General features: G+C 71.9%; 18 protein-coding genes. 7 read left to right on the top strand and 11 right to left on the bottom strand.

The window, feature by feature from the left end; translation table 11 throughout:
* The first annotated feature begins 1,010 nt into the window (after positions 1-1,010).
* Entirely contained in the window at positions 1,011-2,021 is a 1,011-nt protein-coding gene (locus ACSRUE_RS33460; RefSeq protein WP_441287139.1) for a glycoside hydrolase family 11 protein, read from the top strand.
* 51 nt (positions 2,022-2,072) lie between these two features.
* Here the strand turns inward: ACSRUE_RS33460 and ACSRUE_RS33455 are convergent, their stop codons facing one another.
* Together ACSRUE_RS33455 and ACSRUE_RS33450 are read right to left on the bottom strand one after the other, a co-directional pair.
* A complete protein-coding gene (locus ACSRUE_RS33455) occupies positions 2,073-2,882 on the bottom strand; it encodes a fumarylacetoacetate hydrolase family protein (protein ID WP_437768275.1) in 810 nt (269 codons plus the stop codon).
* Positions 2,883-3,015: 133 nt separating this feature from the next.
* Positions 3,016-3,600, bottom strand: coding sequence for a class I SAM-dependent methyltransferase (locus tag ACSRUE_RS33450; RefSeq protein WP_441287138.1), 585 nt, complete (start codon positions 3,598-3,600; stop codon positions 3,016-3,018).
* Positions 3,601-3,768: 168 nt separating this feature from the next.
* Here ACSRUE_RS33450 and ACSRUE_RS33445 point away from each other — a divergent pair, with 168 nt between their 5' ends.
* Positions 3,769-4,437, top strand: a complete 669-nt coding sequence (locus ACSRUE_RS33445; protein ID WP_437768273.1) for a DUF2293 domain-containing protein — start codon at positions 3,769-3,771, stop codon at positions 4,435-4,437.
* Between the two features lie 27 nt (positions 4,438-4,464).
* Here the strand turns inward: ACSRUE_RS33445 and ACSRUE_RS33440 are convergent, their stop codons facing one another.
* Positions 4,465-5,082, bottom strand: coding sequence for an HAD-IA family hydrolase (locus tag ACSRUE_RS33440; protein ID WP_441287137.1), 618 nt, complete (start codon positions 5,080-5,082; stop codon positions 4,465-4,467).
* 332 nt (positions 5,083-5,414) lie between these two features.
* On the opposite strand from ACSRUE_RS33440, the gene ACSRUE_RS33435 reads away from it, so the two are divergent.
* A complete protein-coding gene (locus ACSRUE_RS33435) occupies positions 5,415-6,611 on the top strand; it encodes a vWA domain-containing protein (protein WP_441287136.1) in 1,197 nt (398 codons plus the stop codon).
* Positions 6,612-6,695: 84 nt separating this feature from the next.
* On the opposite strand, the gene ACSRUE_RS33430 is transcribed toward ACSRUE_RS33435, so the two are convergent.
* From ACSRUE_RS33430 to ACSRUE_RS33405, 6 genes are all read right to left on the bottom strand, one after another.
* Positions 6,696-7,754, bottom strand: coding sequence for an LNS2 domain-containing protein (locus tag ACSRUE_RS33430; protein WP_441287135.1), 1,059 nt, complete (start codon positions 7,752-7,754; stop codon positions 6,696-6,698).
* A gap of 90 nt (positions 7,755-7,844) precedes the next feature.
* On the bottom strand, positions 7,845-9,041 hold the full coding sequence (locus tag ACSRUE_RS33425; protein ID WP_441287134.1) for an acyl-CoA dehydrogenase family protein: 1,197 nt from the start codon (positions 9,039-9,041) through the stop codon (positions 7,845-7,847).
* A 119-nt stretch (positions 9,042-9,160) separates the two neighbouring features.
* Complete coding sequence (locus ACSRUE_RS33420) at positions 9,161-10,609, bottom strand: serpin family protein (RefSeq protein ID WP_441287133.1); 1,449 nt, start codon at positions 10,607-10,609, stop codon at positions 9,161-9,163.
* 112 nt (positions 10,610-10,721) lie between these two features.
* Positions 10,722-11,507, bottom strand: a complete 786-nt coding sequence (locus tag ACSRUE_RS33415; protein ID WP_441287132.1) for a hypothetical protein — start codon at positions 11,505-11,507, stop codon at positions 10,722-10,724.
* A gap of 228 nt (positions 11,508-11,735) precedes the next feature.
* On the bottom strand, positions 11,736-12,443 hold the full coding sequence (locus tag ACSRUE_RS33410) for a hypothetical protein (RefSeq protein ID WP_441287131.1): 708 nt from the start codon (positions 12,441-12,443) through the stop codon (positions 11,736-11,738).
* 132 nt (positions 12,444-12,575) lie between these two features.
* Entirely contained in the window at positions 12,576-14,261 is a 1,686-nt protein-coding gene (locus ACSRUE_RS33405) for an aminotransferase class I/II-fold pyridoxal phosphate-dependent enzyme (RefSeq protein WP_441287130.1), read from the bottom strand.
* Positions 14,262-14,652: 391 nt separating this feature from the next.
* On the opposite strand from ACSRUE_RS33405, the gene ACSRUE_RS33400 reads away from it, so the two are divergent.
* The 4 genes from ACSRUE_RS33400 (at position 14,653) to ACSRUE_RS33385 (ending at position 19,265) form a co-directional block, all read left to right on the top strand.
* Complete coding sequence (locus tag ACSRUE_RS33400; RefSeq protein WP_437944202.1) at positions 14,653-16,014, top strand: sigma-54-dependent transcriptional regulator; 1,362 nt, start codon at positions 14,653-14,655, stop codon at positions 16,012-16,014.
* Between the two features lie 189 nt (positions 16,015-16,203).
* Entirely contained in the window at positions 16,204-17,523 is a 1,320-nt protein-coding gene (locus ACSRUE_RS33395; RefSeq protein WP_437768263.1) for a PhoH family protein, read from the top strand.
* An 81-nt stretch (positions 17,524-17,604) separates the two neighbouring features.
* Positions 17,605-18,714: a tyrosine/phenylalanine carboxypeptidase domain-containing protein gene (locus ACSRUE_RS33390; RefSeq protein ID WP_437944204.1), complete on the top strand. Its 1,110-nt coding sequence runs from the start codon at positions 17,605-17,607 to the stop codon at positions 18,712-18,714.
* Between the two features lie 338 nt (positions 18,715-19,052).
* Positions 19,053-19,265, top strand: a complete 213-nt coding sequence (locus ACSRUE_RS33385) for a hypothetical protein (protein ID WP_012235515.1) — start codon at positions 19,053-19,055, stop codon at positions 19,263-19,265.
* Positions 19,266-19,278: 13 nt separating this feature from the next.
* On the opposite strand, the gene ACSRUE_RS33380 is transcribed toward ACSRUE_RS33385, so the two are convergent.
* Together ACSRUE_RS33380 and ACSRUE_RS33375 are read right to left on the bottom strand one after the other, a co-directional pair.
* The gene (locus tag ACSRUE_RS33380) at positions 19,279-21,450 is read right to left on the bottom strand and encodes a RecQ family ATP-dependent DNA helicase (protein ID WP_441287129.1); all 2,172 of its coding nucleotides are present in this window, start codon (positions 21,448-21,450) and stop codon (positions 19,279-19,281) included.
* A 93-nt stretch (positions 21,451-21,543) separates the two neighbouring features.
* A complete protein-coding gene (locus tag ACSRUE_RS33375) occupies positions 21,544-22,236 on the bottom strand; it encodes an oxidoreductase (RefSeq protein WP_437768260.1) in 693 nt (230 codons plus the stop codon).
* Between the last annotated feature and the right edge of the window lie 302 nt (positions 22,237-22,538).

Here is a 22,538-nt window from a genome sequence, read left to right as displayed (position 1 = left end):
GATTTAGAACGCATGACCTCGCCCCCGCCTCACCATGCTCCTTCGAGGAGCACCCCCGCCCGTTCGCTCGTTGTCATGGGCACGACGCGGATATCCGTGGCGCTCGGTTTCACCTTCGCATGGCTGCTGCCAGCGCCGGCCGAGCTCGTGAAGCCGGTTGCGGCCCCAAGCGTGAGGAGAATCGAGCGCACATGCGCAATGAACCACACGGGGGCATGCTACTCACGCCTGCTGCGCAGGGTCAATACGCAGGAATCTGCAAGTTTTGGCCCATTTGCGAGAAAATATCACCCGAGATCGCAATGCTGCCGTTGGTCTCAAGGGGTCAACGGGCCTTACCAGCGAATCAAGGTGCCTCGCATGGCGCGCTTTCCGGTTGACAACGCACCGGTACTGCGCAGCCCAGACGCGGCCGTTCCGCCCTCGGTACCTTCGCCTCCGCCGTCGTGACCGCCCGGATCGCGCTGTCGTCGCTTTTCCAGGAGAGTGAACGAATCGAGGGGCCACAGAGGTCCATGATTGAACCCGTGCGCGCAGCGTGGCTGTATCTTGCAAGGCACGGCACAGCGAAACTGTCGCGATGAAGCTGTAAGGACCCTTGACTTTCGCCTCGTGGCCATAAGAATATTCCAAGCCGCCCTTGGCGGTCCGGACCTCTCCGCCGGGCGCCGCAGTCGGTTGCAGGATCGCACAAGGGCCGACTCCGAGTGAGGCTATTGCGGGGATCACTTGCTTCTTGCGGCTGCGCGTCCGGGGTGCTCTCGCTCTCTCTGAAGTGATGCCCATCCCCATTGCATGGGGTATTCGCAAGTGAGTGTCTCTTCGACAAACGTCGTGATCGCCAGGCCTGTGGTCGGCGCAGGCACTGCGGGTGCATCCATGAACACCGGGAACATGGGCGCGCTCGCTGGAACACTCGAGTCTTGACCGCTGGATCGAAGGGGCCGCAGACGGCTCGATGGGTTCATGGATCCATCGAGAGAAGAAGTCTGAGGCTCGGCCGGTCCATCATGGAGAACCCTTCGATGCGCGTCGCTCCCTTGCTTGTCTACGTATCCGCTTCGGTCTCATGCGGCCTGCTGTCGTGCAACGTCGAGCGCGTTGTGGGCGAGGACCTCGACGTCCTGGACTCCTCGTCGAGCAGCTCGTCGTCGTCGAGCAGCAGCTCGGGGACGGGCGGCGGTGGTGCCGGCGGCGGGGGCTCGTCGTCGCGCAGCAGCTCGGGGACGGGCAGCGGCGAGGCCGGCGGCGGCGGCGGGGACTCGTCGTCGCGCAGCAGCTCGGGGACGGGCAGCGGCGAGGCCGGCGGCGGCGGTGGTGGTGCCGGCGGCGGCGGCGGGGGCTCGTCGTCGAGCAGCAGCCCGGGGACGGGCGGCGGCGGGGCCGGCGGCGCCGGCGGGGAGGGTGGGGCCGGCGGCGCACCCGACACGTGCACGACATCCGAACCGGCGGTCTGCGGCAATGAAACCGGCAGCCACTGCGGCTTCATCTACGAAATCTGGAAGGACCAGGGGACCGGATGCCTGACGAACACATCGGACGGCTTCAGCGTGGAATGGAGCGACATCAACAGTCTGCTGGGCCGCAAAGGTCTGAGGCCCGGGTCACGGAATCAGATCGTGACCTACGAGGCGGACTTTCAGCCAAACGGCAATGCCTACCTGGGTGTCTATGGATGGACGAAGAGCCCGGCCGTGGAATATTATATCATTGATGGCTGGGGCACCTGGCGTCCCCCTGGCGCACCAGGAACCATGGGCACCGTTGCGAGCGACGGAGGCGTCTATGACATCTACAAAACCCAGCAATCCGACGTGATTGGGATTGATGGCATCAATCCCCCATATCAGTTCTGGAGCGTTCGTAAGCAGAAGCGCACGAGCGGAACCATCTCCGTCGCCAACCACTTTGACGCATGGCAGAGTCTGGGGATGAACATGGGGAGCTTGAGCGAGGTCTCGATGTTCGTGGAAGGATATCAGGGCAGCGGAAGGGCTGATGTGAGCGTGTCGATGAGGTGAGCGCCGGGGCTCGAGCGTCGATCCCGGCCCGCCCCCGGGCCGCTCGCCGGGCTACCGCCCGCTCGGGCCGTCGCCCCGCGCGGCCACGGACAGCCGCAGCGCGCCGATCCCGCGCGCCTCGGCCGTGGCGCCGGCGATATCGATGACGAGCTCATCGCCGGACACGAGCGGCCCCACGCCCTGGGGCGTCCCGGTCGCGATGACGTCGCCAGGCTCCAGGGTCATCACCCGGCTGATGTACGCGACCAGCTCGGGCACTCCCCAGATCATCTGCGCCGTCATCCCGTCCTGCCGCACCTGGGAGTTCACGACCGCCCGCACGCGGAGCGCCGCGGGATCGAGCGCCGTCTCGATCCACGGCCCGACGGGGCAGAACGTGTCGAACCCCTTGGCTCGCGTGAATTGCACGTCCTTCCGTTGCAGATCCCGCGCGGTGATGTCGCCCAGGCAGGCGTACCCGAGCACGTGATCCAGCGCGTCCTCCGCCCGCACGGCCTGGGCGCGGCGGCCGATGATCACGCCGAGCTCCGCCTCGTGCTCGACCCGCTGGCTCTCCGGAGGGAGCACGATGGACTGGCCAGGACCGATCAGCGCGGAGGGCGGCTTGAGGAAGAGGAGCGGCTCGACCGGGACGTCGTTGCCCAGCTCCTGCGCGTGCGCGGCGTAATTGCGCCCCACACACACGATCTTCGTGGGGGCCACGGGGCAGGCGAGATCGATGTCGGTCCACGCCACGGCCTCTCCCGTGGTCTTGCCGCCGAGCCAGGGCGGAGCGTCCAGGACGAGCGCGGCTGCGCCGTCGAGGCGGGCGAAGAAGGCTGGGCGATCCTGATCGGGAGGCGCGAGGCGAGCGAAGCGCATGGCGCGAGCAAAGCGCGATCTTCGCGTCGCGGCAAGCCTGGGGACCCGCGCAGCGCGACGTACGAGCGCCGGCGCCCGCCAGGGCGGAGCTCGTGCGTCGTGGTCGTCGCGCGACACCGGTGGCGGGCCGCCGTCACGGAGGAGGCGCCGCGACGCCCCGACGCCGCGCGACGAGGCGAGCCTCGTGGTGCCCTTCCTCGAGCCACCCTTCCTCGTAATGGACCACCTCGAGCGCCTCGCCGAGGAGCCCCGGCAGCTCGCCGTCATCGAGCAGCCAGCGCGCGCTCGGGTGCGCGTGCCGCAGCAGGTTCGACCGCGTCGGGTGCACGACGACGAGGCGGCCGCCCGGGGCGAGCTCCGCCGCGCAGGCCGCGAGCCTGCGCTCGAGGAAGTAGAAGATCAGGAGGAGGTCCCACGGCCCGGCAGGCAGCGGGTCGCGCTCCACGTCGAGCGCCACCGTGCGCAGCGCGAGCCCTTCTCTCGCCGCGGCGGTCCGCGCGATGCCGAGCCCGACCTCGGAGATGTCGGCCAGCGTCACGTCGAGCCCGCGCCGCGCGAGCCACAGGGCGTGACGACCCGCGCCGCCCGCCAGGTCGAGCGCGCGCCCGCGCCGGGGCAGGAGCGGATCGAGCGCCGTGAGCGCGGCGGACGGCTCCCCCGGATCGCCGCCGCCCTCGCGGTAGCGGGCGTCCCACCTCGTGCGATCGTCGTCCGACACGCTGTCCTCCTGTCCTGTTGGCCGCGCCGGGGCGAGCACCGGTGAGCGCCCCTCGCTGGCGCGGAGCGTACCATCCTCCAGTGGGGCCGCTCCGGCGCGGGGCGACGGCGCCGGCCGGCGTCTTCTGGACGCTCGGCATGACCTGGCCTAGCACGCCGGCGGTTTGCCATGCCCGAGTGCCTGACCCTTGCCCCGACCCCGGATCCCCGCCGCTTCCGCGCGCCCGACGGCGCGCTGCTCTCGCCGCCCGAAGGCTGGGTGTGCCTGCCCCCGGGCGACGCCGGGCTCACCCGCAGGGTGAAGCTCGCGGGCCCGTCCTGGATGGTCGTCGAGAAGCGCGGCAGGAAGACGTTCTCCCGGGGTCTCTGGGCGCCGGCCGCCACCATCGAGGCCGCCCGCGCGGCGCTCGAGGCCGAGCGCAGCACGCCCGCGTACGCGAAGAAGCGGGAGGCGGACGCCCGGCGGAGGGAGCGCGACCAGGAGGAGTACGTGCGCGAGTTCGAGGCGGCGGTGGCCGCGTTCCTCCGGTTCTCGCCGCGCTACGCGGCGCTCGCGCGGGCGCTCGCGACCAAGGTGGCGCTGCACGCCACGCCGGTCGGCAGCGGCACCGTCGCCCGCACCGAGCGGATCCCGGTCGCGCAGCGCGCCGAGTCGGCCGTGATCGCCTGGATGCGGCACCAGACCACGGCCTACGACGCGATGGCCATCCCGCGCGTGAAGGGGATGCGCCGCGAGGTGCGGCGCGAGCTCGCGCAGATCTCCCGCGCCATCCTCGATCTCCATCGCGGCGACGCGCCGCACGCGGGCGCGTCGTGCCCGCTCTGCGCGGCGGTCTGACGCGCGGGGCGGCGCGGGGCGAGCCCGTCACGCGCCGAGCAGCCCCTCGCCGGCCAGCCGCGCGCGCAGCCCCGCGGGCCCGTCGAACACGTGCGCGCGCATCCCGACCGCGGCCGCCGCCGCGCAGTTCTCGGCGCGATCGTCGACGAACAGGCACTCGCCCGCGCCGACCCCGATGCGCGTCATGAGCCGATCGAAGAACGCGCGCGCCGGCTTGCGCACGCCCAGGTGATGGCTCGAATAGACCCCCTCGAACAGGACGTCGAGCGCGAACGCCTCGCGCACCTCCTCGACCCACACGGGGTAATTGCTCGCCACGAACCTGAGCGCGCGGCCCTCGAGCGACGCGACGATCTCGCGCACGCCGGGCAAGAAGCGATATCCCGCGCGGCGCACCCGGTTGAACGCGTCGAGGTCGAACGAGAGCCCCTCGGCGCCTTCACGAAAGAACCGGCGAGCGAACTCGGCCTCATCGATCTCGCCGATCTCGAACGCAGGCCAGCACGTGGGGTCGCGGTGCCTCGCAATCTCGGGGGGCGCGGCGGGCGCGGCGGGCGCGGCGGACCGGATCGCCGCGGCGAGCGCCTCCCGGTACGGGTCGTAGAGGACGGTGTCCATCAGATCGAAACACACTGCGCGGACCATCAGGCGCGAACCGTAGCACCGGCGCGCGCCCGTGTGCGCACGCAGGTCACACGGGCGCACAGGCGTGCGGCCACACCGGTGAGTTGCGTTGAGGGCGCGCGAACCAGCGCGAACCAGCGCGAACCGACGCGAACCGACGCGATTTCACGAAACTGATACGAACTTTGAGAAGGCGCGTCTCGCAATGCGCTGCGCGATGGCTTATACTGGGCATGGGTGGCGAGTTCTCAGGAGCGTGGTCCGGCGATGCGCCGGCTCCTGAGGTCTCGTGTGGTGGTCTGCTTGATCTACCGGCGCGCGGCGCCGGAGCTTGCTTAAAAAGGAGTCAGGCCATGAGATTGCCTGCGATGAGCATTGCTTTGTTCACGGTCGCCCTCGCCAGCGCGGCGTGCGGCGGCGGTGGTGACGAGAATCTCAATCAGAGCGGCTCGGGCGCCGGGAACAGCTCGGGCAATGGGACCGGAGGCGACGACGGCGGCTTCGGTTCAGGGGGGGTGACCTCGGGCAGCGGCGCCGGCTCGGGCGGCCCCAGCAGCGGCGCAGGCCCTTCGACCGGGGCCGGCGAGGCGTGCGCCACGCAATCGGCCCAGGCCGGGCTCCAGCCCGTGTACCTGGCTGTCGCGTTCGACGTGTCGGGCAGCATGGGGATGAACGACAGGCCCTCGCACAGCAAGGAGCTCAAGTGGGATCCCGTCGTCGCCGCGACCAAGCAGTTCTTCACGGATCCGGCGTCCGCGGGGCTCACGGCCTCGCTCACGTTCTTCCCCGGCGAGCGGCGGATGTGCGACGCCAGGACCTACCGCACGCCGGACGTCGGGATGACGCCGCTGCCCTCCGCGGCGTTCGGCAAGGCGATTGACGACGTCACGCCTGCGACCGAAAACGACTGGGGCACGAGCACGCCGACGGCGTTCGTGGTCGACGGGACGGTCACGTTCATCGAGGCGCAGCGCCAGGAGAACCCCGGGAAGTACGCGCTCGTGCTCGTGACCGACGGCTACCCGCAGCGCTGCGGCGGAGACGCGGACAGCGTCGAGGCCGTCGTCGAGCGCGTCGAGGGGGCGCGCCAGGACAACGTCCCGACCTACGTGATCGGGGTGGCGAACCCGCCAGACGACGAGCCGGGGAACGTCGACAACCTGCGCGACATCGCGGTGGCGGGCGGCACGGGGAAGGCGTTCATCATCGAGACCGGCAACCCCGACGCGACCGCGACCGCGTTCAGGGCGGCGATCGACGAGATCCGCGGCGCCGCGGTGTCGTGCACGGTCGCGATCCCGGCCGCTCCCGACGGGCGGACGTTCGACAAGCAGCGGGTGCGCGTGACGTACACGAGCGGAGGGGGCCAGCCGAAGGCCGTCGCGTACGATCAGGCGTGCGCGAGCGCCGACGCCTGGCGCTACGACAATCCGTCGAACCCGACGCAGATCGAGCTCTGCGAGAGCGTGTGCGGCGCGATTCAGTCCGATCCCGAGGCGTCCCTGGGCGTCGACTTCACCTGCGAGGACGTGCTCGACATCCCGCAGTGATCGGCGGCGGGGGCGCTCCCTCATCCGGGCGCGCCCGCCGCTGGCGGGCGCGTGGCGCGCAGGCCCGCGTCGCGGGCGCTTCCCTCAGGGCGCGCAGGCGGCCTGTGGGCTGAAGAGCGCCGGGGCGAGGCCCCGGTAGTCGTCGTGGGGCACGCCGCCGCGGAGATCGCCGCCGAGCTTGTAATAGTAGCACCGCGAGGCGGGGATCCCGGCGGCCGTGTACGTCGCCACGTCGCTCGGCATGTTGCCGAAGCCGAAGGAGGGCACGATGCCCGTGCGCGCCTTGAGCCATCCGAGCTCGATCGTCTTGTACTCGGCCGCCGCGCCGCCGAACGCGCCGGTGACGCCGATGGTGGTGTGGAGGATGCCCGGCGGGAAGCCCTGCTCTCGCAGCCAGACCCTCGTGCTGCCCACGAGCCACTCGGGGCGCGCGGTCACATAGAAAAGGTAGATCCCGCTGTCGGCGAGGGCGCGCATCGCCTCCGCCGCGCCGGGGTGGGCGGCCGGCGGGCCGCCGCCGACGAGCTCGCCCACGACCGCCACCTCGCTCGACGTGAGCGTCCCGTCGACGTCGGTCACGGCCACCTGCGCGCCGGACGGGAGGACCTCGATGAACAGATCCGCGCTCGTGGCGTCGCCGGCCACGGCGAGGTGGACGCGGTGCCGGCCGACCTCGAGGCGCCGCCCCGCGGCGAGGTCGATGTAGACGCGCCCGCCGGTGTCCGGGATCCCCTCCGTGGTCGGGTGCGGGTGGTCGTCGTCGCTCGTCCGGAAGGTGCCGAGCCGCTCCCAGGCGCCGCTGCAGCCGCGGAGCAGGTAGGCCTCGACGTCCTCGTCCTCGAGATCGTCGTCCTGCGGCCCGTAAGCGAGCTTCGCGATGGCCCACTGGGGCCCGTCGGCGCGGGCGAAGAGGTCGCGCCCGCGGTGGCGCGGCCACCCGGCCGCGACGAGGCGCGAGCGGGTGTGCCTGAACCCGCGCGGCAGGGCGGCCGGCGGCGGCGCGTCGCAGGCCGGACGAGCAGGGCAGGCGCCCGCCCTGGGCCGCGGCGGCGCGGGAGCGTCCGCCTGACGCGGGGCACCGGCGCAGGCGACGAACGAGACGGCGGCGAGGACCAGCGGAGCGAGCGGGGCGGGGCGCACCACGATCACGTATACCGCGGCGGCGCGCCGCGACGCGACCAGGTCGCGCACCGCGGCCCGGGGCGGGAACGCCCCGGAACGCCCATCTCAGGTTCAGGTCCAGAAGCCCGTCGGCTGCCCCAGGAGCGCGGCGCCGACCTGGCCGAACCAGCCCTCTGCGGCGGCGGCGTGCTGCGAGAAGGTGTGAATGTCCCGGAACCGCCGTTGCACGGGCGAGGCGTTCCGGGCGACGCCGCCTCCGCCCGCCTGATAGCAGGCGTCCACGGCCCGGGCCGTCACCTCCGTCACCCAGGCCAGGGCGCCCGAGATCCGCGGCGCCATCGCCAGGGCGGCGCCAGGGTTGTTCACGCACGCATCCCAGAGCTCGTCCCCCGTGTCGCGCAGCAGGGCGCGCGCCGCGCGGACGCTCGTCTCGGCGCGGCCGAGGTTCACCTGGAACAGCGGGGAGTCCGCCAGCTGGGCGCGCGCATACAGCCGCTTCTTGCCCGAGCTCGCGAGCGTCACGACGTCGTCGAGCGCCCCCTGGGCGATCCCCACGGCCACGGCCCCCATGTGGAGCACGAAGTGCAGGACCGGCGCGACGAAGCCCGGCCCGGCCACCGACGGCTGGCCCCGGAAGATATCGAAGGCGTTCGCCTCGGGGCAGAAGGCCCCTTCCAGCGCGATGTCGTGGCTCCCCGTGCCGCGCAGGCCGAGCACGGACCAGGTGTCGATGATGCGCGCCTCGCTCGCCGGGAACAGCATGCCCCGCATCTCTGGCGCCTCGCGCGCCTCGCGCGCCTCGCCCGCCTCGCCCGCCTGGCCCATCCGCGGGCGGCCGCCGTCCATGATCACGCAGTTCCCGAACAGCCAGCTGGCGTGCTCGCAGCCGCTCGCGAAGCTCCAGCGCCCGGTGACCCGGTAGCCGCCGTCCGTCGCGTGGGCTTCCCCCTGCGCGTTGAAGCCGCCGCCGATGATCACGTCCGGCCCGCCGGCGTAGATGGCGTCGAAGCGCTCGCGCGTCAGGAGCGCGAAGAGGTGCGGGCTCTCCGAGCCGATCATCACGGTCCAGCCGGTGGCCCCGTCCGCCCGGGCGAGCGCCTCGAGGACGTCCATCCCCGTGCGCAGATCGACCTCGTGGCCGCCGTGGCTCCTCGGCAGGAACATCCGGAAGCAACCCGCCGCCTTGAGCTGGCCGAGGAGATCCGCCGGGAGGCGCCGCGCCTCCTCGATCTCCGCGCTCCGTGAGGCGATCGCGGGGGTCAGGTCACGGACGGCATGCAGCACCTTCGCGGCGTCTTCGTTCTTCATCGCTCGCTCCTTGAGGTTTGGGGGGGTCGCGGAGCCCGTGAAGGCCCGGCAAAACGGCTCATCGTACGGCGGTTCTGGGGCTCCGCGCGGACTTTCGGCCCCCTCCGCCGGGAGGAACGTCATCGCGGGTCGGTCACGCGGCCCATGAACAGCACGGCGCCAGTCGCCACGTCGCGGATCAGGAACACGAACGGGTGATCCGCGCGGAACACCTGGGGCTGCGCCGGGGCCGACCGTGTCGCCACGACGACGCCCGTGGCCGCGGCGGCTTCGGTCCCTTCCTCGTTGACCTCCACGAACGCCTTGTGGCGCACCTGGGAGATGAACAGCGGCTCCGCCCTCGTGATCCCGGTGAAGTCGGCCTTCTTCTCGTCGAACGCGAGCGGCATGCCCAGCGCGCTCAGGGTCGCCGACAGCTCGAGCTCGGCGGTCATCTTGAAGCGCGGGAGCGCCACGTCGACCCGCGCCGGATGGAGCGCCTCCACGTACGCCGCGAGCCCCCCCGCCGCCAGGCGCTGCTCCACCTTCGCCAGCCCGTCCACCTGCGCGGGCAGGACGACGACCATGGCCAGCCGGCGCTCGGGGCTCTGCGCCTCGTACGCGAGCTCCAGCACCGACGCGTCAGCGGCCTTTCCAAAGCCCGCCAGGAGCGTCTTGCGCATCATCGGCACGGCCGGCGCCGTCCCGGGCTTGACCGTGAACGGCTCGCTCTTGGTGGCCTGCTTGTCGAACGGCGTCGCCCACTTCCCCTTGAAGTAGACGGCGTTCGTGAGCACGAGCCGCGTGAGACCGGTGATGCTGCCGGCGGGCATCAGGTCCTTGATCTTCCCGCTCGTCTGTTGTTCGACCCATTGATTGATGCGCCCCCGCGCCGGCTCGCTCCCACCCTTGAAGTCGACGAGCTCGATCCCGGCCCCGTAGTGCTGCTGGGTGGTGCTCTGGAACGCGGGCTCGATCGGCAGCCCGGCCTGGCCCCACAGCCGGTTGGCGATCCGGAGCTCGGGCCCCTTGGGCCCGGTCGCCAGCGCCAGCTCCTTGAGGAGCCCGGCGAACGCGGGGTGGAGCGCCTCGGGCGGGAGGGTGAACTCGAGCGTCTTCGCCATCTGAGCCGCGGTCTCGCCGCGGGCGCCGGCGTAGGTCATGGCCAGCGCGGTCGAGATGCTCGCCGGCGAGAAGAAGAGCTTGTCTTTCGTGGCGGCGAGCTTGCCGTAGAGGCGCTGCGCGAACGCGGCGTTCGCGTCGGCGAGCGCCGTGGCCGGGGGCGGGTCCGGCTGCTGAGTGTCCGGCGTGGCGGGCTCGCTCGGCCCAGGGGTCGCCGTCCCGGCGGCCGGCTCCGGGCCCTGACAGACGCGCACCCACCGGCACGCCCCGTCCTGGGCGCGCAGGCACTGCGGGGCGCCGCTGGAGCCATCGTCGCAGACGGGCCCCGAGAGGGGGCCGCAGTCGGCGGGCAGGCACACGGACGCGCTCGGGGCCGGCGCGGCCGGCGGGGCGCCGTCCCGGGCCTGACACCCGAGCCCCAGCAACGTGCACAGCGCGGTCGTGAAGAACGAGATCGGTCTGGCCATGGCGCTGCGGTACCAGCGCGCCCGGCCGGCGGGAAGCTCGACCGGAAGACGGAACGCGGCGAGGGCGTGCGCCCCCACCGCGCCGGCGGGCGTCGACGCGCGCCGCGCGTCGTCAGAAGTTGTGGACGAACGTGAACCGGCCAGCGAGCTTGTTCCCGCCGATCTGGCTCTCCTCCTGCGTCTCGTAGCCGAGGTAAAGGAGCAGCTTGTTTCCCGTGCCGTAGTTCAGCCCGATCACGCCGCCGACCTGCAGGCTGGCGAGGCCGCTCTCGTCGACGTCCGCACCGGCGGTCAACGGGTCGTCCGCGAGCGCGACCTCGTTGAGATCGATCGTGGCCTCGAGGTGCGGGCCGATGCCGAAGTCGGCGATGGGGTAGTAGAGCAGGAAGTCCCGCGTGTAGACGTAGTTCTGGACGCTCTCGTTGAACATGCTGGAGAATGACCCCAGGATCCACGACTCGAAATAAACGGGCTGTGAGTCGATGAAGGTGAACAGCTGCGGGGCGACCAGCGCCGCCGGCTCCATCGTCACGAAGTTGAACGAGAAGCCCACCATCGGGTTGATGGTGACAGGACCCATCGTGAACGCGGGGCCGATGTCGAACTCCGCGGTTCCCAGCGTGGTGAGGTAGATGTCGCTCGAGAGGCTGATGGGGCCGATCTGGTGCGAGGCGCCGGCCCAGAGCTGGAGACCAAGGTTGTCTGCGTCGAAGCGGAACCAGCTCGGGATCGGCGCCGGCGCGGCGGGCTCCGCCGCGGGCGCCGGCGCGGCCGCGGCCGCTGCGCCCGGATCAGCCGGGGGCGGCGCGGGATCCTGAGCCCAGGCGGCCGGCGACGCGAGCAACCCCACGACGCAAGCGAGCGCCGAGCAACATCTCCCCATATCGTTCTCCATCATCGAATTGCCTCCTCTGCACAGCATGAGGTGAAAGCAACATGAAACGTGAGAGCAACATGAAACGTGAGAGCAACATGAAACGTAACGGCAGTCGGCTGACACTAGCGTAATGGAGAGCAATTAGGCAAAGCCGATGTGCACGGAAGGCCCCCGAGCGGCGCGCGACGGCGTGGCCCGCCCTCGGCGCGCTTGGCGGTTGAAGAGACGCCACCTGGTTTGAGAGGGGGATCACAAGGGGATGTACTGGATGCCCGCGGCCGCCCCGAGCGACGCCAGCGCGGCGGCCCCGACGAGGAGCAGCGTCATCTTCAGCAGCGTCCCCTCGATCTGGTCCGTGACGAGGCCGTCGACGCCCTGGGCGAGCTCGTCCCGCACCTTCAGCAGGTCGATGCCGCCTCCCTGGTTGGCCTCGTTGCGGAAGCGCGCCAGCGTCAGCGTCTCGATGGTCCCGAGCAGCTTCGCCTCGATCCTGCGCCGCAGGAACCCCCGCACGCCGCCCCCTGCCGGCGCCGCCTGCAGCCTGTGGATCACGGCGAGGCGCAGGCGCTTCACCGCCTCGTTGAGCGGGACGCGCTCCACCGCCTGCGCCACCCGCCCGCCGCGGGCGCCCGCCTCGGCCTGCTCGGAGACGCCGAGCAGCCGCTCGAACACGGCGGTCACGAGCGTCCCGCCGAGGCGCTTCGCCCGCACGATCTGCAGGATGCCCGTGCCGAGCGCCCGCTTCCACGACAGCGTGAAGCCGATCACGGCGGAGAGCGCGAGCGCCGCGACGGCCGCCAGCGCCCCGCGCAGCGCCGAGCCGTCGGCCGCGATGGCGTACGACGAGGCCGCGAGGACGAGGGCCAGGAGCGACATGGCCGCGGCGGTCAGGAAGAAAGAGCGGAGCGCAGGTCCCAGCGCCCCGGCGACACCCTGCATGAACGGTCGAAGATCCATGACCGCTCAGCTGACCACGCCCGCCGCGCGGCGAAAATGCCGAATTTGGCGGGCGCGCGTCGATCCGCGTCGAGCGCGGGAGCGGGCCCGGAGGGCGCTCCTCTCGGCTCACCGGCTCACCGGCTCACCGGCTCAGATGACGCCGAACTTCTTGCCGACCTTCTCGAACGCCTCGAGCGCGTGATCGAGGTGCTTGCGCTCGTGGGTCGCCATGTAGCTCGTGCGCAGGACCTGCTGCTTGGGCGGGACGCCGGGCGTGATGAACGGGTTCACGTAGAGCGAGTAGTCGTCGAGGAGCGACTTCCACATCATCACGGTCTTGAGATCGTCGCGGATGTAGATGGGGATGACGGCCGTCTCGGTCTTGCCGAGCTCGAAGCCGAGCCGCTGCAGCTCCGTGCGCATGTACGTGAAGTTCTCGCGGAGCTTCTCCTGGCGCCAGGGCTCCTCCTGCATGACCTCGAGCGAGGCCATGGCGGCGGCCACGCAGGGCGGCGCGGCGCTCGCCGCGAAGAGGAAGCTGTAGGCAAAATGCTGAATATAATCGAGCACCTTCCGCTCACCGACGAGCCAGCCGCCGATCGAGGCGAGCGACTTCGAGAACGTGCCGCCGATGAGGTCGACCTCCTTCTCGAGGCCGAAGTGCGCGGCGGTGCCGCGGCCCCCCGGGCCGATGACGCCGAGCGCGTGAGCGTCGTCGACGAGGAGCCGCGCCTTGTGCTTCTTCACCACCTCGACGATCCCGGGCAGACTCGCGATCTCGCCCTGGGCGCTGAAGACGCCGTCGGTGATCACGAGGGCGCCCTCGGTGTCGGCGATCTCGGAGAGCGCGCTGTCGAGGGCGGCGGGATCGCTGTGCTTGTAGCGCACCATCCGGGCGCCGGCCGCCTGCGCGAGCCGCACGCCGTCGTAGATGGACGCGTGATCGTCCTTGTCGATCATCGCGACGCTCCGCTTGTTGCTGAGGAGCGCCGAGATGGTCGCGATGTTCACCTGATAGCCCGTCGTGAACACGAGCCCCGCCTCCTTGCCGTGGAAGGCGGCGAGCTTCTGCTCGAGCTCGTTGTGGAGGCGCATCGACCCGTTCACGAGCCGCGAGCCGGTCATGCTGGTGCCGTATTTGTCGATGGCGTTCCGCGCGGCTTCCCGCACCTTCGGGTGGGTCGTCAGCCCGAGGTAGTTGTTCGAGCCGAGCATGACCACGGTCCGGCCCTCGAGCTGCGCCTCGGGGCCGTTGTTGAAGTCGAGCGGGCGGAAGAAGGGGTAGACGCCCATGGCGCGGGCGTTGTCCGCGGTCATGAACTTGTACGCCTTCTCGAACACGTCGCGCCCGCCGATCCGCGACAGCGACGTCCGCGCCGCCATCTGGGTCGCGAGCTTCTGCTCGGCCGCCGCGGCCACGTAGGTGCCGGCGCCGTTCGGGCCCGCGCCGTTCGCGCCCACGCCGTTCACGTGCGGGCGGCTCGCCAGCCCGCCGCGCTCGCGCGGCGCGTCGCTGCTCGCCGTCTCCTCCACGACCGACAGCCCCGCGCCGCCCGCGCCGCCCGCGGCCGGCTGGCGGGCCGCCGCGCGGGACGGCGTCGCCACGTGGACGCCGGCCTCGTCGTCGAGCGCGGGATCGATGTTCGGGAGCGCGTGCCCGTTGAGCAGGATGTCCCAGGCCTCCGCGGCCCGCTCCCGGGCGGCGCGCAGGCGGTTCTTCGCGTCCATGACCCCCGTGGCGAGCCGCATCACGCGATCGTTGCTGACGACACGGACGACCACGCCCGACGAGGTGAGCTTCTTTGCTTGGTCGACCAGACGATCCTTCATCCTCATGCCCTGGCTCCTCACGCGATCGAATTAAGGGGGGCGCGGTCCTGTCCGCGAAAGCCGCTCCGGCGTGCAGGATCGAGGCCTCTCGGGCCCCAGCTGGTTCCCTGCGCGTGTCGCCGCTAAAGAGCAGCCTGCGCGGGCCGCGTCAACTGCCACCACCGCGTCGTCCTGGCGTGCCGCGAGCGCCGCGAAGCGCCGTCGCCGCGCACGCGCGTTCCGCGTCGCGCAGGGGTGTTCGCGTGGTGCGCGGCGACGTTCGCAGAGCTCGCCCGCCGGGGGCCCGCGCGCGCTGCGCCCGACTCCCAAACACCGCGGATGACAGGCTGCGGCAGGAGCAAAGACGCAACTCGTTGCGGAGTGCTGCGCGCCGGTGTAGGAAAAGTTTTCAGGGTGTATGCGCCGTGTCCTAGTCGTTGACGACGAAGAAAACCTGCGCCTCGTGGTGCGCACCTTCCTCAAGCGGGATGGCTACGAGGTCGAGGCGGTCTCGAGCGGCGAGGAGGCGCTCGCGATGGTCGAGACGTTCGGGCCCGACGTCATCCTGACCGACGTCCGGATGCCAAGGATGGGCGGGCTCGATCTGCTGGCGACGCTGAAGGCCAAGGGCAACGAGGCCACGGTCATCGTGATGAGCGCCTACGGCAACGTCGACCTGGCGATCGAGGCGATGAAGGCGGGCGCCTACGATTACCTCCAGAAGCCGTTCAAGGCCGAGGAGGTGCTGCTGACGCTCCGCAAGGCCGAGGAGCGGGAGGCGCTCCGCCGGGAGAACCGCGTCCTGCGCCAGGAGATCCGGCGGGAGAACCTCTTCGAGGAGATCCTCGCGAAGAGCCCGCCGATGCAGGTGATCTTCAAGACGATCGCGAAGGTCGCCGACTACAAGACCACGGCGCTCATCACGGGCGAGAGCGGCGTCGGCAAGGAGCTCGTGGCCCGGGCGATCCACCGGCGGTCGAGCCGCCGCGGCGGTCCGTTCGTCGCGGTCAACTGCGGCGCCATCCCGGAGAACCTGCTGGAGAGCGAGCTCTTCGGGTACAAGCGGGGCGCGTTCACCGACGCGGTGAACGACAGGGCGGGGCTGTTCGAGCAGGCGAACCACGGCACGCTGCTGCTCGACGAGATCGGCGAGCTGCCGCTCGCGCTGCAGGTGAAGCTGCTCCGGGTGCTCCAGGAGGAGACGCTCCGCCGGCTGGGGGACAGCAAGGACATCAAGATCGACGTCCGCATCCTCGCGGCGACCCACCGCGACCTGATGGCCGAGACGCAGGCCGGCCGGTTCCGCGAGGACCTCTTCTACCGGATCAACGTGCTCCCGATCGCGATCCCTCCGCTCCGCGAGCGCCGGGAGGACATCCCGATCCTCATGGATCACTTCCTCGCGAGGAACAACGCGCGGTTCGGCATCAACATCCGCGGCTTCGAGCCCGAGGCGCGGCGGCTGCTCCTGGAGTACCGCTGGCCGGGCAACGTGCGGGAGCTGGAGAACACCGTCGAGCGCGCCATGGTGCTCTGCGAGGGCGAGCGCATCGGCGAGGCCGACCTGCCCGAGCGGATCCGCGAGGCGCGCGATCCGATCCAGATGCAGCTGACGAGCGGCGAGCTGTCGATCAAGAAGACGTCCCGCGTCATCGAGGAGATCCTCATCCGGCGCGCGCTCCAGAAGACGAAGGGCAACCGGACCAAGGCGGCCGAGGTGCTGGAGATCAGCCACCGGGCGCTGCTCTATAAGATCAAGGACTACCGGATCGATCTGTGATCGCGGCGGGCCGCCTGGAACAAAGCGCGGACGACGTGGGCGATGTTTCCGATCCGGCCGAGTTGAAGCTCGGTATCTCTCCCGATGTCCGGGCTCCTGCCGATCAGCGGGTGACGGCATCCTCGGGCGGGCGACTCAACACTCCCTTGCGCCCGTCGCCGCAGGCGGCTACGCCGTCGCGCTCCCCCCATGAAGAAGAACTACGTTCTCGACGCGAACATCGTGCTCCACGATCCCCACGCGATCTTCAAGTTCGAAGACAACGACGTCATCATCCCGATCTACGCGATCGAGGAGATCGATCAGTTCAAGCGGGAGGGCTCCGAGCGCGGGCGCAACGCGAGGACGATCGCCCGGCTGCTCGACGAGGTCCGCGGCGCCGGGACGCTCGCGACCGGGGTGCTGCTCGAGAGCGGCGGCACGCTGCGGATCGCGATCCCGGAGCGGCGGCCGGAGCTGCTCGTGGGGCTGGAGTCCGGATCGCAGGACAGCGCCATCCTGCAGACGGCGATCGACATCCGCGATCGGCACAAGGATCGGCCGACCATCTTCGTGACGATGGACACGAACCTCCGGATCCGCGCCGACGCGCTCGGGATCCCGGCGGAGACGTACGAGAACCAGCGGGTGCACGACCCGGCCATCGAGCAGTCGGTGGTGGAGCTCGAGGTGCCCGGCGCCGAGGTCGACGCGTTCTTCCAGAGCGGCTTTCTCGCCGGCGCCAACCTCGCGGATTTATTGCCGAATTCTGCGGTGCTGCTCCGCGACGCGGGGGCGCCGAGCCACACGGCGCTCGGCCGGTTCGACGCGGCGCGCGGGCAGATCGTCGCGCTCCGCGTCGGGCGGGAGGGGGTGATGGGGGTCCGGCCGCGCAACAAGGAGCAGGCGTTTGCGCTGGACCTCCTGCTCGACGATTCGGTCCGGCTGATCACGCTGATCGGCAAGGCCGGGACGGGCAAGACGCTCCTTGCGCTCGCGGCGGCGCTCAAGCGGACGACCGAGGACAACGCCTACAGCCGGCTGCTCGTGAGCCGGCCGATCATGCCGCTCGGGCGCGATCTGGGCTTCCTTCCGGGCGACGTGGACGAGAAGCTGAACCCGTGGATGCAGCCGATCTTCGACAACCTCGAGTTCCTGTTCTCGAACGGCGGCTCGAAGCCGGGGCGCGACGCGCGCGGCTTCGTGGAGCTCCTGGAGAGCGGGCAGATCCAGGTCGAGCCGCTGACCTACATCCGGGGGCGCAGCCTGCCGCACCAGTACCTCATCGTGGACGAGGCCCAGAACCTCACCCCGCACGAGGTGAAGACGATCATCACGCGGTGCGGCGAGGGGACGAAGATCGTGCTGACCGGCGACCCTCAGCAGATCGACAACCCGTACGTGGACCACGCGTCGAACGGCCTGCTCGTGGTGGCGGAGCGGTTCAAGCGCGAGCGCATCGCGGGTCACGTGGTGCTCGCCAAGGGCGAGCGCAGCGAGCTCGCGGAGCTCGCGGCGAACCTGCTCTGAGGCGGGCGGCGCCGGGCGCGCGGCGCGCTCGCGGGGCGGGGGCGTGCGGGACGGGGGCGTACTTGGAAGGAGCGGCGGGCCGTGAAGCGGCGTCCTCGAGCTAGATCGGCCGAGCGGCCGGCACCTCCGGCGTGGGTGCCGGACGCGGATCGGCTCCTCGGCGCCGCGGCGCGGCGGATCCGCGTCGTCGGGTCGAGCACGCCGGTGAACCTCGTCGAGGAGCTCGCGCGGCTCGCCTCCTCCTGGGCTCGGAGCGGCGGGGAGCTCCCGCGGTTCGCCTACGCGCCCGCGCAGGACCACGGCGATCTCCGGAAGGCGATGGAGGCGGCGGCCGAGCGGCTCGCGGGGCAAGGGGAGCTCGGCGCGGTCTACGCCGGCCGCGCGAGCGAGCTCGCCGCGGAGGCCGCGATCTGCGAGGCCGCGGGCGGGGCCGGGTGCTGGGCCGCCGCGCGCCGCCGCTACGCCGCGCGCGACGCGTTCGACGAGCAGGCGGACGCGCTCGCCGCGGCCTGGGTCGAGCAGGAGGCGGGCGCCGCGTCGAGCGACAGGGAGCGGGTGCGGAGCGATGACGCGCGCTCGCCCCGGTCGCTCGTGTCGCGGATGCGCCGCGAGATCGGGGCGTGGCGCCTGCCCCTCCGGGTCGTGATCGCCGACATCGCGCCGCTCGCCGCGACGGGCGACGGGGTGATCCAGGTCGCGCGGGGGCGCATGCTCACGCGCGACGACGTCGAGCGCACGGTGCTCCACGAGATCGAGGGGCACGCGGCGCCCAGCGTGCGCGCCGCGGCGCTCCCGCTCGGGATCTTCGCGATCGGGACCGCGAACGGGGGCGACGATCAGGAGGGCTGGGCGCTCGCGCTCGAGCGCGCCGCGGGGTACCTGGTCGGCGCCCGCCGGATCGAGCTCGGGCTGCGCCACCTCGCCGCGCGGAGCGTCGAGCGCGGCGCGGGCTTCGTCGAGACCGCGCGGCTGCTCGAGGCGCGCGGCGCGCGCTCCACGGGGGACGCCCTGCGCATCGCGGCGCGTGTCCACCGGGGCGGCGGCCTCGCGCGGGAGGTCGTCTACCTGCCGGCGCTGCTGCGGGTCGAGGCGCTGCTCGTGGAGCAGCCAGCGCTGGGGCCGGTGCTCGCCTCGGGCCGGGTCTCGGTGGGCGCAGCAGCGTCGCTTTCGTCCTGGGCCAGGGAGAGGTGATGGATCGTGGCTCCCCAGCTCGACCGGGGTTGCCCGGCTCGATCGGGAGGACGGGAAGCCGGGAAGAAAAGTCCGATCCTCGCTGAACTTCGTGCCTTCCTGTGAGACCGATCCCATGAAATGAAGGCATCGCCGGTCGGGTGAGTCGGGTGAGGAGCGGGCGAGAATGGGGGCTGCGTGAAGGGAAGGATCACTCCAGCCATGCGAGCGCGGCATGGAACGCGCTTGACGTGGTGGCCGGGGGGCGGGCTGCCTCGCCCGTGCGGTCGCCTCCGGGTCGACCGCGCGGCGTGCGGCGACGGTCCTGGGAGCGGACGGGCCGGTGGGCGGAGGCGGGCATGAACTCGAAGAAGGCCATGGAGAGGGAACCCAGGCGGCCGCCGAGGGGAGGCGAGGCCCCGACGGTGGTCCTCAAGGGGGACCTCCATGTCCTGGAGCTCGGCGCGGGCCTGATGCTCGACGTGTTCATCAACGTCGAGGGGCGCCTGACGACCTTCGTCAGCCTGGATGGCCAGCTCATCGCGGAGCTCCGCGTCGCGGGTCTCGCCTGAGGTCCCGGGCCGATCAGGGGCCCGAGAACTCCCGGACGACGCGGAGGATGCCCTCCCCGTAGCTCGAGATCTTCGCCTGCCCCATGCCGCGCGCGAGCGCGAGATCGTCGAGCGACGCGGGCCGGATCCGCGCGATTTCCCGGAGCGTCCGGTCGTGCGCGATGACGTAGGCGGGCAGCGACTTCTCCTTGGCGAGCGCGGCCCTGTGGGCGCGGAGCGCCTCGAACAGCGGCACGTCGCGCTCCTCGAGCTCGACGCCGGGCTCCGCTTCCGCGCGCGAGGCGGGGAGGGGGGCGCCCGGCGCGGGGCGCGCCGCGTCGTCGCGGGTCGCTGCGGACGAGAACGCCTGCGGGGCCGGCTGCGCGCGCGCCCGCGTGGAGGGCGCGGCCGCCGGCGGGCGCGGAGCGGGCGACGGGCCCGGCGCCCCGCGGCGCGGCCGTCGGCGCGCGGCGGGGGCCGGGAGCCGCACCCGCGCGGGCACGTCTCCGCGCATCACGCGCCAGCCCGCCGGCGTGATGAGGGGGACGGGGAACTCGCCGGTCGTGAGATCGATCCACGCGTTGGCGAGCAGCGCGCGAAGGATCGACATCGCCTCGTCGTGGCTCTTGCCCTCGAGGACGCCGAACGTCGAGAGCCGGTCGAGCCCCATGCGGCGGACGCGCTCGTTCGACTCGCCGACGAGCATCGACGCGACCGCCTGCATCCCGGCGCCGCCCTTCACCCGCGCGACGCCGGCGAGCGCGCGGCGCACGAGGTCGTTGTCGCGGGCGAGCGCGGCCGGGTCGCTCGCCTCGAGGGCGTCGACCTCCAGGCAGACGTCGCAGTGGCCGCAGCCGCCGAGCGACTCGGCCTCGTCGCCGAAGTAGCGGAGGATGAAGTCGTGCCGGCACGTCGCGGCGTCGACGTAGCGGAGCAGCTCGCGGAACAGCCCCCAGGCGCGCGCGGCGTCGTCGGCGCTCGCCTCGACGCCCCCCTCGCCGAGCTGGCAGAGCCGGCGGCGCAGCGCGATGTCCACGGGCGCGAACAAGAGCAGGCCGCGGGCCGGGGCGCCGTCCCGCCCGGCGCGGCCGACCTCCTGGTAGTACGCCTCGATCGACGACGGCGGCTGCGCGTGCACGACGAGGCGGACGTCGGGGCGGTCGATCCCCATGCCGAAGGCGTTCGTGGCCACGACCACGGAGAGGCTGCGATCGGCGAAGCCCGCCGAGAGGCGGGCGCGGGACTCGGGGGCGAGCCCGGCGTGGTACGCTTCCGCGTTCCAGCCGGCGTCGCGGAGCGCCTCGGCGAGGCGCTCGGCTCCCTTGCGGGTGGCCGCGTAGACGATGCCCGCCCCGCGGGGCCGCCCGGGATCGCCGAGGGCTTCCAGCAGCGCGCGCGCCGTGCGGCGCCCCGCCTCGCGCGGGCCGTCGACCGCGGAGACCTGCAGGTGGAGGTTGGGCCGGGCGAAGCCGCGCAGGATCACCGTGGGCGGCGGCTCCTCGGGGCCCCGCCCGCGCCCGCTCGCCGCATCGCCGACGCCGTCGCCCGCGGGCAGCGGCCAGCCGAGCCGGCGGATGATCTCGTCGCGCGCGCCGGGGGTCGCCGTCGCGGTGCAAGCGAGGACCCGGGGCGGCCGGAGCCGCGCGAGCGCGGCGCCGATGCGCAGGTAGTCGGGCCGGAAGTCGTGCCCCCACTGGACGATGCAGTGCGCCTCGTCGACGGCGACGAGCGAGAGGCGGCTCGCGGCGAGCGCCTCGAGGAACCCGTCGAGGGCGAGGCGCTCGGGCGCGGCGTAGACGAGCTTGTACTCGCCGCGGCGGAGGGCGGCGAGGCGGCGGCCGTTCTCCTCGCGCGCGAGGCTGGACGCGATGAACGTCGCCGGGATGCCGCGCGCCTCGAGGGCGCGGACCTGGTCTTCCATCAGGGAGATGAGCGGGCTCAGGACGAGCGCCGTGCCGGGCAGGGCGACGGCCGGGAGCTGGTAGCAGAGCGACTTGCCGCCGCCGGTCGGGGCGACCACGAGGACGCGGCCCGCGCCCCCGAGCAGGGCCTCGATCGCCTCGCGCTGCCACGGCCGGAACGCGGCGATGCCGAACCGCTCCGCGAGCACGGCGTCGAGCGACGGCGGCGGGCTCTCCGGCGGGCGCAGCGGGGAGGGGGCGAGGCGCTCGGTCACGATCGGCGAGGGGCGTTCAGCGAGGACCATGGCGGCGTCATCGAGCGAGCGCCGTGCCTGCCGCGAGCCCTAGCATTTTCGCGCGCTTGCGTCGCCCGGTGGGTGGCGGCGCCATGGCGGTGATCAGGCCTGGACGACGCCGATGCCCTTGGCGAGCCCCTCCATGTCGTCGAAGTGATAGACGTGGCGACCGCTGCGCCCGTCGAGCGCGGCGGCGACCATCGCGCCGGCGACGGTCCTCGCGTCGATGGGCCGGTACCTGCGCAGGCCGCCCTTCATCGTGAACCGGAGCGTCTGCGCCGCCGCGACGCCGATGGCCTCGCCCTTCCTGACCTCGCCCCGCTCGCCGAGGAGCAGGCTCGGCCTGAGCACGTGGACCGCCGCGAAGCTCGCCGCCGAGAGCTCCTGCTCGAGCTCGCCCTTCACGCGCAGGTAGAAGCTGGTCGAGCGCGGGTCGGCGCCCACGGAGGAGACCAGGACGAACTGCTTCACCCCGGCCTTCTCGGCGAGCCTGGCGACGGTGATGGGGTAGCGATAATCGATCTCGTAGAAGGCCTCTTCGGAGCCGGCCTTGGCGATCGTCGTCCCGAGCGCACAGAACACGTCGCTCACGCCGGCGAAGTCCGCGCCTTCGAGCCGGTCGAAGTCGACGATGCGCTGGGAGAGCCGCGCATCGTCGATCGGGGCCGGGCGGCGGAGCAGGGCGACGACCTTCGTGTACGCTGGCTGTTGCAGGAGGAGGCGCAGGCAGTGGCCGCCGACGAGGCCCGTTCCTCCCACGATGAGAGCTGTCTTGTCGACCGTCATGTCTTCCATGTCCGTGCGGAATCACCCGCGGAGAGCGCCGCCGCGGGGATCCACAGCCGTACCACGCAGCGTAACGCAAGCGGCGCGCGAACCATAGCGGCTGGCCGTGCAGGGAGCGAGCGGACCGACGGCGCGGCCCCCCCACGCTTCCTTTCCTGGTGTGTCCGGGCGCTACATGCTCTGTCCTTGGACAGTCAGGCGCCGGTCACGCGCCGCGCTCGCCCGGAGCAGCATAGACGGACGACCGCAGCGCTCCATCGAGCTGCTGGCTCTGGAGATGGCCGTACCCTGAAGGGGGATGATCGCACATC

Origin of the sequence: Sorangium sp. KYC3313 (genome assembly GCF_052075895.1) — a bacterium.
In the GTDB taxonomy this organism is placed as follows: Bacteria; Myxococcota_A; Polyangia; order Polyangiales; family Polyangiaceae; genus Sorangium; species Sorangium cellulosum_B.
This window is presented reverse-complemented; position numbering and strand designations above follow the sequence as displayed.